This window comes from Orrella sp. 11846 (assembly GCF_048820935.1).
Lineage (GTDB): Bacteria > Pseudomonadota > Gammaproteobacteria > Burkholderiales > Burkholderiaceae_B > Algicoccus.
Genome location: NZ_JBMERD010000023.1, coordinates 1 through 11,638, shown reverse-complemented (window position 1 = coordinate 11,638; position 11,638 = coordinate 1). Strand labels below are relative to the sequence as shown.

Here is an 11,638-nt window from a genome sequence, read left to right as displayed (position 1 = left end):
AGCGATTAGGAGTTTTATCTTAGAGAGTTTGTTTGATTGGTCAATCTGCGCAGATGATCGGGCGCTTGCGCTGTATATTAACAGGGTCAGCAGATCGACCCAGTTGTACCTGTTGCGTTTGATGTGGACTTAAATTTTGAGTGTTTATTCGATGGATATCGATTTCAATCCTGCTGATACGTTTGTGTTCACTCCCTTGGATCCTGCGAGTATTGAAGCGGGCGTTTGTTTTTCAGCTTACTTTGATGAGCTTCAGACTTTATTGGAAGCTGGGTTTGATCCTGAAAAAAGTGTTTCAGCTCATCCTGAAGACTTGACGCCACCTAATGGTTTACTGTTGGTGGCCCGAAGCTTTGGAATTGCAATGGGGTGTGGCGCGATTAAAATAGTGCGTGACTCTTCATTGACCTATGGTGAAATTAAACGCATGTGGGTGGCAAAAGAAGCGCGTGGGCTGCAAGTTGGTCAGCGACTTCTGACCGGGTTAGAGGCATTTGCGAGACAGTGTGGATTACAAACTGTTCGTTTAGACACGCACCACGCACTGAAAGCTGCCCGGGCTCTTTATGAAAAAAATGGGTACGTGGAAATTGCCCCTTATAACGACAATCCTTATGCACAGCATTGGTATGAAAAATCTTTATAAGGGGTTTAAATACGGAATTAAACCAGTCCTGCTTTGTCCAGACCAAGGAGTTTGTCAGATGAGCCAGGAACGGGTTGAAAGGCTACACCCAAGCGATTCCAGCCATTAATGGCGACAATTAAAAAGGTCAGTGCCGTTAGATCTTCTTCAGAGAACTCTTTCAACATCGATTGATACTGAGCATCAGACACCCCTTCGGCGGGTAGTCGAGTCAAGGTCTCCGTCCACTGAAGTGCAGCACGCTCTTTGTCATTAAATAAGGGGGATTCATGCCAGATGGCAACGTGATGCAGGCGCAGTTCACGCTCCCCTTTGAGTTTGGCTTCTTTGACGTGCATGTCAACACAAAACGCGCAACCATTGATTTGAGAAGCGCGTAGCGTCACCAGCTCTTTAATGCCCTTGAGTGCAGGTTTTTGACCGACAGCTTCGTTAAAGGCCAGATATTGTTTGTAGAGCTCGGGTTCGAGTGTGTAGTAGGGCAGGCGTGCCATGGTAGTTACTCCGATGATGTGTTCGATCACAGTCCGTCAGTTTTGAACGGAATTGTTTTAGCCACAGCATAACGGTGGATACGGGCATCACCTGCCAATACCAATACTCGGGTGAGGGCAGTTCGCTTGCTTAAAAATAAACCCAAGCAAATGCAATCAGCATGGTGATAATCGTAATGGGAATGCCGGATCGACCAAATTCTCGTGCGGTGATGATGACGCCATTGGCTTTGGCTTGCTCAACCGCGATGATGCCTGACAGACTCCCAAAAATCACCGCATTGGATGAGAACCCGGTGGCCATAGAGATCGAAGCCGTTAAAAGAGCCGCTTGCTCACGGACAGGATCAATAAAGGGCGAAATCAGCATCATGGTGGCGCTGTTACCAATGATGTCGCTGATGACAGCCGTAATCGGAAATGCCTGTAGGGCAGAGTTCAGATTGATTCCAATCCCTTGCAACCAGTCCATTGCGACCGTGAGATCGCCTGTTTCAGAAATGGCTTTGTTCACCACAAAAAGCCCCATGAGCATGAGTAACAAGTTGGCATCGACGTTCTGAAGCAGATTGTGTGATGAGATTTTGCGGTTCAGTAAAAGTAAGGTGCCTGCACTTAAAGCAATGAGGACGTGAGGCCAATCGGTCCAAACAAAGGCAGCAATGACGGCGACGGTAACTAAGACTGCTTTGATGGTTTCAACTCGGTTAAAGGGTGCTGGCGCTTCGTTGGCAGTACTTTCTTGGAGGGTGGTTCCAGAAGAGTCGGCCGTGGGTGTGAGTGTCCAGTGATTTTTGTAGAACAACACGAGAACGCCCCAAATCACAAAGAGACTGATTATTGAAGGTAGGAGTGTGATAGATGAAAACTCTGGAAAGGAAGCGTGTGTTGTTTCGGCCAGAATAATGTTGCGTGGGCTTCCGATCAATGTCATGGTGGAACCAATGTTGGATGCAAAACAGCAAGCCAGTAGGTAGGGGATTGGGTTTTGTTGTCGGGCGATCGTGATTGCACATAAAACCGGAATCATGGCAACCATGACCACGTCATTGGTGAGCAAGGCGGATAAACCTGCACTGACCAGAATCATGAGTCCAAGTAGGATGTTTGGACTCACCTGCATGATACCCAGCTTATGAGCGGTCCATCGATAAAACCCACCTTCGTGAAATGAAGCTGAGACGAGCATCAAACCAAATAATGTTCCGATGGTTCCGAAATTAATCGCATCCCATGCGGCTTGTGGATGGATTTGTCCCCCGATCATCAACGCCATGGCGCCCATAACAGCAGTGCCTGTCCGATCGACATTAAGCCAGGGTAGATGTCCAAGCATCATGCCTAAATAAACGAGTAAGAAAATAAAAAGCGTGAAATCCATGCGAAGAGATACCGGTGGGTCAGTCAAGGGCGTGCTGCACAGGCTGGTGAATGACGTGATTGAAACAATCCCAATAAATCAAATTTATTGGGGTGAGTTTACGCCAAATGTTTTGTGGGCGTTTTTCAACGGATAGAAACTGAACAATGAATTCTTTTTAAGAAAATCAATTTATCAGCTTTTGTTAGGGGGGATAAGTTAGGTTGAGAGAGTTTTTAACTGCTTCAGAATATAAGGTTTTTTTGAATTCTTGAGGTTTCAGTGTGATGATTTTTAAAATACATCATATTGATAAATAAGTGTTTTTTATGAGTTTTCCTTGGTTTTCCTTGGTTTTGTGAGGGTTTTATGTTAACTTTTCCACAGATGTTCAATGATTGGAGTGATTCAGTTTAGTCATTGGATCGAATGAGTGGGACATAAAAATTGATTTTGCTAGATGTGTGAAACGGGTATTTGGATAAAACCTAACCGTATTCTCATTGATTTGGTGAAATGATTTTGTATCGGACGGCGATGACGTCCGGGAAGTGGCAGAACTTTCGCAATCATCTTTAATAAGGAGTGGGTACATGCACTTTACCCCGAGAGAAACAGACAAACTGATGATCCACATGCTTGCGCGTGTCGCGTTGGACCGCAAAAGCCGGGGTCTGAAATTAAACCATCCGGAAACCGTAGCTGTGATTTCGGCTGCCGCGCTTGAAGGCGCACGTGAAGGTAAAACACTTGAGCAAGTCATGGAACTCGCCCGTCACGTTCTCACCGCTGAGGACGTGATGGACGGCGTGGTCGATATGATTCCTTATGTTCAGGTTGAAGCAGTCTTTACCGACGGCAGCCGTCTGATCACGGTTCACAATCCGATTTCTTAAGCGAGGAACAACATGGCTGATACGCAAAATCAGGTGCCCGTTGGTGGCATCATTTTCGGAGATGGCGACATTGAAATCAATGCCGGCTATCCCGTGACTGAATTGAAAGTCCGTAATACAGGTGATCGTCCAATCCAAGTTGGCTCGCATTTTCATTTTTTTGAAGTCAATGCCGCATTGGAGTTTGATCGTGAAAAAGCATTTGGCTTGCGACTGAACATTCCAGCAACGACTGCAGTTCGTTTTGAGGCGGGTGATGAGCGCACTGTGTCGCTTGTACCGATTCAGGGTAAGCAACGCGTTCATGGCTTCAATGGCCTGGTGGATGGCTGGGTCGGTGATGAAACATCACATGACTATCGTCCACGGTTGAGCGATGCAATGGATCGCGTCAATCGCCTAGGCTTTAAAAACAAACCTGAAGATGCGCCTGCTGCAGACAGTGCACCTGCTGCATCCGCGGCCGCACCTGCTGCACCGAAAGCTACGAAGTAAAGGAAAGCGACCATGGCAAATATGACTAGAAAGCAGTACGCGGACCTGTATGGTCCGACGACCGGCGACAAGATTCGTCTTGGCGACACCAACTTGTTTGTTGAAATTGAAAAAGACTTACGCGTCTACGGTGAAGAAGCCGTTTACGGTGGTGGTAAAACACTGCGCGACGGGATGGGCTATGACAATGAGCTCACCAACGCAGCTGGTTCACCTGATTTGGTGATCACCAACGTGACCATCATTGACGGTGTGCAAGGTGTGATCAAAGCGGACGTCGGTATTAAAGATGGCTTGATTTGTGCAATTGGTAAGGCTGGTAACCCAGCCACCATGCCAGGTGTGACCCCAGGTTTGGCTCTGGGGCCAGGCTGTGACGCTATTTCTGGCGAACACATGATTCTGACAGCGGGTGGAATTGATGCTCACGTGCACTTCATTTCTCCACAACAAGCGGAAGCCGCACTGAGTAACGGTGTGACCACCTTGTTTGGTGGTGGGATCGGCCCCACTGATGGCACAAACGGAACCACAATTACACCCGGAACGTGGAACATCGAAATGATGCTGCGTTCGTTTGAAAATTGGCCTGTGAATGCAGGTGTGCTCGGTAAAGGGAACTGTTCCGGTGAAGCCCCTGTGATTGAACAACTTCACGCCGGTGCAATGGGTCTGAAGATTCACGAAGACTGGGGCTCCACAGCCGCAGCCATCCGCAACACACTGCGTATTGCCGATCGTTACGACGTGCAAGTTGCGATTCACACTGACACCTTGAATGAAGGTGGTTTTGTGGAAAACACGATCGCTGCGTTTGAAGGTCGTACCATTCACACCTATCACACAGAAGGTGCTGGTGGCGGTCACGCACCGGACATTATCCGAGTTGCAGGTCAGGCCAACGTTTTGCCTAGCTCCACCAACCCAACCTTGCCATTTGGTGTGAACTCGCAGGCTGAGTTGTTTGACATGACCATGATTTGTCACAACTTGAACCCCAAGATCCCAACCGACGTGGCATTTGCTGAAAGTCGCGTGCGTGTGGAAACTATTGCCGCTGAAAACGTGCTGCATGACATGGGTGCGATTTCGATTCTGTCCAGTGACAGTCAGGCCATGGGTCGTGTCGGTGAAAACTGGGCGCGAACCGTCCAGACTGCGGATCTCATGAAAGCCCGTATGGGTGCGTATGAAGGCGATACATCTGGCAATGACAACGAGCGTGTGTTGCGCTTTGTGTCCAAAGTCACGATCAACCCCGCGATTGCTCAGGGTGTGAGCCACGTGATTGGTTCGATTGAAGTTGGCAAGATGGCTGACTTGGTGCTGTGGGAGCCTGCGTTTTTTGGCGCTAAACCAAAAATGGTCATCAAGGGCGGTATGGTCTCATGGTCCTTAATGGGTGATCCCAACGCATCATTGCCGACACCGCAGCCTGTGATTTATCGTCCGATGTTTGGAACAATGGGCTCAGCTGTCAGTAAAACTCGTGTGACCTTTACGTCGCGTGCTGCCTTTAACGATGGCATCGTGGATCGTTATGGTCTGCAGTCTCAGGTGGTGCCAGTTTATGGCGCACGTACAGCCACTAAACACTCGATGGTTCGCAACAGTTGCTTGCCAATTATCGAGGTGAATCCAGAAACCTTTGCGGTCACGGTCAATGGCAAACATGCCACGATCCAGCCGGCCGATAAAGTTTCTCTGGGTCAACTGTACTTCTTTACCTGATGCGACTCTAAGCCATCAGACAGGGCTTGTCTTAATCGGCAAGCCCTGGTTTTATGCAAAAAATAGAAATCGCGTCTTAAACGACGCAAATCGAAACGAGAGAATTAATCAAAATGCGACTGATCGATGTGCTATGGGTCGGATTGGGGGGGGGACTGGGCTCCTTACTGCGTTGGCAGCTTGGCAAGTTCATTGAAAAACTGAATCCAACACAGTTCCGTTACGGCACCTTTGTGATCAACGTCACCGGTGCATTTGTCATTGCTTATCTGTCGACTGCCTATGCCATTGAATGGCATCAGCGTTACGGCGACATGATGGCTGCATTCATCCTAACAGGCGTCCTGGGTGGTTACACCACTTTCAGTTCGATGCAGTTAGATGCTGTGCAAATGTCTCAGAAAGGGCGCCATGGCCTGGCAGTGACTTATCTTGTGACATCCGTGGGCTTTGGCTTGTTGGCCGCAGCTGCTGGTGTTTCACTGGCCTTGTGATCGGAGACTGAAATGCTGACGAATGCTTTATTTGTATTTTTTGGCGGTGCGATCGGCGCCATGATCCGTGAAGGCTTCATGTTAATGATTCCGCACGTCAGAGGCGATTTTCCGCTGGATATTTTTGTAGCCAATATCTTGGCTGCGTTTTTACTCGGACTGGCGACGAAACTTAAGCAACTAAGTAGAGTCTCAGATCAGTTCGTACTTTTTGTTGGCACCGGTGTTATGGGCGGCATGTCGACGTTTTCATCTTACGTGTATGGTGCATACTCAGAGATGATGACCACCGGTGATTTATGGTGGGGCGTCCTCTACGTGATCGCAAGCTTGGTGCTTGGATACTTTGCTACATTGCTGGGACTGTACCTTGTGCGTGGGTCGGCTCGGCAGGTTTAAATTGAATACATGGAAAAACAGATGATTTTGATTAATAAGATTCTGGGCAACGTGAGTGACCCGGTCTGGCAAGAGAAACTCAAAACTGCTAAGCGCGATACTTTGCTTTTGGAGCAATGGGAGGCCCCTAAAAATCGATTGCGTAAAGCCAGTGATGAGGGTTATGAACTTGCGATTGCTTTGTCACGTGATGAACATCTTCATGACGGTGATGTGCTGCATTTTGATGAAGAACGCAATATTATCGTCGTCGCCAAAGTGGCTCTTAAAGAAGTGCTGGTGATTGAGTTGCAAGGCCTTGAATCCTTGACGCCTCAAGAAATTCTGCGCTCTTGCTTTGAATTGGGACACGGTCTGGGTAACCAGCACTGGCCAGCAGTGATCAAAGGCACAATCGTTTATGTGCCTCTTTCAGTTGACCAGAAAGTGATGGCGTCTGTGATGCGCACGCATGCGTTTGAGCACGTCAAAACGTATTTTGCACCGGGCGAAGAAATCGCTGCCAAATTGGATGCCAATGAAGTGCGTCTATTGTTTGCAGGTGCTGATGCAGTGCCACACCATCACCATAACCATGGTCATGGACACAGCCACTCTCATGATCACTCCCACGGTCATTCTCATGGACACTCGCATGGTGATGGACACCACCATCATCACGACCATGACCATGATGGACACACGCACTAATGGGGACGAAGACTGTGAGATCAGCAACTTCACCACAAGCCTCGGCAAGCCTGACTCGAATCGGGCGCTTGCTGCAGTTTTCTGATTCCACGCTCCCGGTGGGTTCATTCGCATTCTCGAATGGTCTGGAGTCTGCGATTCAGACAGGTGTGGTGAAAGATACGCCGAGTCTGAAAGAGTTTGTGGATTTGGTCGTGCGCCAAGGTGCGCGCATGGATGGCATCGCGCTGTTACATGCACACCGCGCGGTGATGCAAGGAAACTACGAAGGTGTGCTGGCAGCAGATCAAGCTTTGTGGCGTCGCCGTGTCGGTGAAGAGCAGCAAATGATGATTACCCGCATGGGTAAGAAATTGGCTGAATTGACCTTGAGAATCACGGATTCAGAGTTCATGACCCAATGGCTGGATGATATTAAAGCCGACAAGACGCCGGGCTGCTATCCAGTTGGGCAGGGCGTTGCACTGGCAAATTTTGGGGCGAGTGAGCAAGAAGCATTTGTGTTGCATCAGTATGGCATTGCCTCCATGGTGCTGAGTGCGGCGCTTCGTCTGATGCGGGTGGATCACAATGACACGCAAACCATCCTCTTTGAAATTCAAGAACGTCTAGATGAAGATTACGAGGCTGTGCGCGAGAAGTCATTGGAAGACATGTCTGTGTTTGCACCAATCTTTGATGTGTTAGTTGCGCATCATACAAAAACACATGTTCGCTTGTTTATGAATTAAAGCGCTGGTTGTGAAAGTTACCCACCGATTGAAAGGCCGTTGATTGAAAACAACGCACTGATAGTAAAAGGATTTTAAGATGAAAAAGATTACACGAATTGGTATTGGTGGCCCAGTGGGTTCCGGTAAAACCGCCGTCATTGAAACCATTACCCCTTTGTTGATTGAGCGTGGTGTTAGACCCCTCATCATCACCAATGACGTCGTGACTACAGAAGACGCCAAACAAGTGCGTCGTACCTTGAACGGTATTTTGGTGGAAGAGAAAATCGTCGGTGTGGAAACAGGCGCATGCCCCCACACAGCTGTGCGTGAAGACCCTTCCATGAATATCGCAGCGGTTGAGGAACTGGAAGCGAAGTACCCCGATAGCGATGTCATTTTTATTGAGTCCGGTGGTGACAACCTCACACTGACATTTAGCCCAGCTTTGGCTGACTTCTACATCTATGTGATTGACGTAGCTGGTGGCGACAAGATTCCACGCAAGAATGGTGCAGGCGTGTGTCAGTCCGATATTCTCGTGATCAACAAAACGGACCTCGCACCTTACGTGGATGCCGATCTGGGTGTCATGGATCGTGACTCTAAGCTCATGCGCGGCAAAAAACCCTTTGTCTTTACCAACTGCAAGACCGGTGAAGGGATTGAAGAGCTGATCGAGTTGATTATGGACATGGCGCTCTTTGACTTTGAAGCAGAGCAGACCGCTTCAGCTTAATGGGAATGTGATGAACTTACATCCTGAACTGCTCAAGATTGATGCTTATCCGGAGCTGCAACCCTATAAGACGCAACCGCGTCAGATGCAGGCTGCAGCCCGTGGCAAGGTTGGTGAGTTGCGACTCGGGTTTTCGATGAAAAACGGGCGCTCCATCCTGGATGACCTGTATCGCGTAGCCCCATTGCTGGTTCAGCAGGCGCTGTACTGGGATGAGGCCATGCCGGAACTACCCATCTGTTCGATTATTTCAGTGGGTGGCGGGATCTTGCAGGGTGACCGCTATACGATTGAAATCACCGTCCGAGAAAACGCTTGTGCTCAAGTCAATTCGCAGGGGTTTAACCGAATCCAGCGTATGGATGCGAACTACGCTTCTCAGTATCAGCGACTGGTGGCGGAATCCGGGGCTTATCTTGAATATGCACCTGACTTCACCACGCCTTACAGAGATTCTCGGTTTGTGAATCACACCGATTTAATCGTTGCACCAGACGCAACCGTCCTGTATGGCGAAATGATGATGTCAGGGCGTAAGCATCACCATGCGGATGAACGATTTGGCTTTGATCTGTTGTCGATGTCGGTCAACGTCATGCGTCCTGATGGTCAATCACTCTTTGAAGAAAAAGTCCTGATTGAGAAGAACGATGAAACGGTGAATTTTGCCAGTGTCATGAAGGACTATGACGCATTTGCCAACATCATGTGTTTGACCACACCGGAAATTGCACAACGCATCTTAGATGCGTATGAACCTGTGTTTGATGAAGATTTTCCGCGTGCTGTCAGTGGCGTTTCAAAGCTGCCCAATGAGGCAGGTTTGATGCTTAGAGTCGCAGGCGTTGAAACCTATGACGTCAGAGCACAAGTCAGACGATTCTGGCAACTCGTTCGAGAAAACGCACGTAATCGCACGCTGCCAGATTATTTGTGGTGGCGATAACTATCTGGGCTGTACAGTCAGAGAATTGGAGAGAAACGGACCATGAGTACTCAAAACAATAACTTTGTTGCACTTTGCCTGCGCGGTACCAGTCAGGTGTTTTTTCAGAATAACTTACTGACCGGCGTGCTGTTTTTTGCAGCCATCTTTGCTGCCTCATATGAGTCAGGTGTTTGGGCCACCAGTATCGGTGCGTTGATCGGGGTTGTGATTGCGACCCTAACAGCGTATGTCCTGAACGTGGATGATGAGTCTTTAAATACAGGGCTTTTTGGGTTTAACGGTGTTTTGGTGGGTGTCGCATTGCCAACCTTCCTGTCCGCAACGCCCTCGCTTTGGTTTTACATCATCATAGGTAGTGCCATCAGTACCGTGGTGACCGCCGCTTTCAGCTCAACCATTACCAAGATCTGGAAAATTCCCGGTTCAACTGGACCCTTTGTGTTGACCGCCTGGTTGTTGGTGGCGGGTGCTTATGCATTTGGTGATCTGAATCTGATTAGTGAGAAGGCAGTTTTACCGACGGACTACACCAATGGTCTGATCGATATCCCTTCAGCCTATGAACTGGTGCAGATCTTCTTCCGTAACATCGGTCAGGTGTTTTTGTTGGGGAGCACCATTAGTGGTGTATTGGTTTTAATCGGTATTTTTGTAGCATCCGTGCCCGCTGGCATTGCAGCGGTACTGGGTTCGATCATTGCCATGGCTGTATCCATTGGTCTGGGTGCCAATGCAGAAACAATCTCTGCAGGTCTCTTTGGCTTTAGTCCGGTATTGACCGCAATCGCTGTGGGGGTTGTTTTCTTAAAAACCTCGATGCGAGTTGCGCTTTATGCGGGTTTGGCGACCATTGCCACAGTTTTTGTGCAAGCGGCCATGGATAGTTTGATGCTGCCTGTGGGTCTGCCATCCTTTACAGCGCCGTACGTGTTGACGATGTACTTGTTTATCGCGCCAGGTCGTTTGGCTGCACCGCATCCACACAGACCCATCCACTCGGATGAGAACTTGGCGACTACTGACTAACCAAAGTTGGCTGTATCCACTCAGTTTCTGATCATGGCAGCACAGATAGTCATGGTCAGAAACTGAGTCAGTCAGACTGAATCAGTCAGCAAAATAGGTAAGATCTGGAAAAAGCAACAAGCAACAAGCAAAAAGCAAAAAAACCAACCCCCCCCCCCCCCCCCAGAAAACTAAATAACTAAGCAATCAATAAACTAAAACTAAAAAATAAAATTCAAAGTAAAAACCAACAAAACAAATCGCCCGCCTTGGTCTGAATCCGAGGCGGGCGATTTGTTTGAACTGATTGATTTGCTTTATATGTCAGTCTGCTTCGTATTAATCTGTATTCGTATCACCGTGGTGATGGTGGTGGTGATCATGACCGTCGACAAGGTCAGGTGAAGGCACAATATGAAGATGACCCATACGTACGCCACGCTGCGTGAGGATCTCATCGGCCAGTGCTTGCACTTGTCCGATGGTGCCTTTGAGGATCACCACTTCTAAGCATTCATTGTGAGATGCATGTACGTGTAAAGTCGCTACTGACAAATCATGGTGCTCGTGCTGTAACTCCGTGAGACGTTTTGAGAGTTCACGCGTTTCGTGTTCGTACACACAGCTCAGTGTTGCATAACAAAACGCAGACGGATCCTGAAGTGTTGTTTCATCAGATTGCGCATTTCGTAAGATGTCACGAATGGCTTCAGAACGACTGGTGTAGCCGCGTTTCCTAATATGCTCGTCCAGACTGGCCAGTTGCGAGTCTTCAATTGTGATTGTGATTCTTTCCATGTCTGAATTTATACCACGTGGGCTGAATAAAATTGAAGTGCTGTACCAGGACTGAAACGGTCATAACGCTTATTTTTGCTTATTTCAATTTCTGTTGTTGATTTATGGAAACTCTGAATAACTCCGTGTGACCTATGTGAGGCGTCACGGTATGATCTGGATGTCGCCTTTTATCAATGAGTGATCACGTCATGAGCCAGTTGAGTTTTTCTGATTTTGAGCACAGTAC

At 48.4% G+C, this 11,638-nt stretch carries 13 protein-coding genes and 1 pseudogene; 11 read left to right on the top strand and 3 right to left on the bottom strand.

Annotation, left to right across the window (positions count from 1 at the left end):
* Positions 1-151 precede the first annotated feature (151 nt).
* On the top strand, positions 152-646 hold the full coding sequence (locus ACOI06_RS13760; protein WP_420663172.1) for a GNAT family N-acetyltransferase: 495 nt from the start codon (positions 152-154) through the stop codon (positions 644-646).
* A gap of 17 nt (positions 647-663) precedes the next feature.
* On the opposite strand, the gene ACOI06_RS13755 is transcribed toward ACOI06_RS13760, so the two are convergent.
* Positions 664-1,140 (bottom strand): carboxymuconolactone decarboxylase family protein, encoded by a 477-nt coding sequence (locus ACOI06_RS13755; RefSeq protein ID WP_420663171.1) that lies wholly within the window; start codon positions 1,138-1,140, stop codon positions 664-666.
* A gap of 130 nt (positions 1,141-1,270) precedes the next feature.
* Entirely contained in the window at positions 1,271-2,521 is a 1,251-nt protein-coding gene (locus ACOI06_RS13750; RefSeq protein ID WP_420663170.1) for an SLC13 family permease, read from the bottom strand.
* 572 nt (positions 2,522-3,093) lie between these two features.
* Here ACOI06_RS13750 and ACOI06_RS13745 point away from each other — a divergent pair.
* From ACOI06_RS13745 to yut, 10 genes and pseudogenes are all read left to right on the top strand, one after another.
* Positions 3,094-3,396: an urease subunit gamma gene (locus ACOI06_RS13745; RefSeq protein WP_420663169.1), complete on the top strand. Its 303-nt coding sequence runs from the start codon at positions 3,094-3,096 to the stop codon at positions 3,394-3,396.
* 12 nt (positions 3,397-3,408) lie between these two features.
* A pseudogene (locus ACOI06_RS13740) lies at positions 3,409-3,726 on the top strand (urease subunit beta); the annotation flags it as partial.
* 186 nt (positions 3,727-3,912) lie between these two features.
* A complete protein-coding gene (locus tag ACOI06_RS13735) occupies positions 3,913-5,622 on the top strand; it encodes an urease subunit alpha (protein WP_420663188.1) in 1,710 nt (569 codons plus the stop codon).
* A 113-nt stretch (positions 5,623-5,735) separates the two neighbouring features.
* Positions 5,736-6,116 carry a fluoride efflux transporter FluC gene (locus ACOI06_RS13730; protein ID WP_420663167.1) on the top strand — a complete coding sequence of 127 codons (381 nt, stop codon included), beginning with the start codon at positions 5,736-5,738 and terminating at the stop codon, positions 6,114-6,116.
* A gap of 12 nt (positions 6,117-6,128) precedes the next feature.
* On the top strand, positions 6,129-6,515 hold the full coding sequence (locus tag ACOI06_RS13725; RefSeq protein WP_420663165.1) for a CrcB family protein: 387 nt from the start codon (positions 6,129-6,131) through the stop codon (positions 6,513-6,515).
* Positions 6,516-6,536: 21 nt separating this feature from the next.
* Positions 6,537-7,205 (top strand): hypothetical protein, encoded by a 669-nt coding sequence (locus ACOI06_RS13720; protein WP_420663163.1) that lies wholly within the window; start codon positions 6,537-6,539, stop codon positions 7,203-7,205.
* A 14-nt stretch (positions 7,206-7,219) separates the two neighbouring features.
* Positions 7,220-7,936 (top strand): urease accessory protein UreF, encoded by a 717-nt coding sequence (locus ACOI06_RS13715; RefSeq protein ID WP_420663162.1) that lies wholly within the window; start codon positions 7,220-7,222, stop codon positions 7,934-7,936.
* 79 nt (positions 7,937-8,015) lie between these two features.
* Positions 8,016-8,657 carry an urease accessory protein UreG gene (ureG, locus tag ACOI06_RS13710; RefSeq protein ID WP_420663161.1) on the top strand — a complete coding sequence of 214 codons (642 nt, stop codon included), beginning with the start codon at positions 8,016-8,018 and terminating at the stop codon, positions 8,655-8,657.
* 10 nt (positions 8,658-8,667) lie between these two features.
* On the top strand, positions 8,668-9,603 hold the full coding sequence (locus ACOI06_RS13705) for an urease accessory protein UreD (RefSeq protein ID WP_420663160.1): 936 nt from the start codon (positions 8,668-8,670) through the stop codon (positions 9,601-9,603).
* Positions 9,604-9,645: 42 nt separating this feature from the next.
* On the top strand, positions 9,646-10,632 hold the full coding sequence (gene yut / locus ACOI06_RS13700) for an urea transporter (RefSeq protein ID WP_420663159.1): 987 nt from the start codon (positions 9,646-9,648) through the stop codon (positions 10,630-10,632).
* A 318-nt stretch (positions 10,633-10,950) separates the two neighbouring features.
* Here the strand turns inward: yut and nikR are convergent, their stop codons facing one another.
* The gene (gene nikR / locus ACOI06_RS13695) at positions 10,951-11,409 is read right to left on the bottom strand and encodes a nickel-responsive transcriptional regulator NikR (RefSeq protein ID WP_420663158.1); all 459 of its coding nucleotides are present in this window, start codon (positions 11,407-11,409) and stop codon (positions 10,951-10,953) included.
* Positions 11,410-11,638 lie beyond the last annotated feature (229 nt).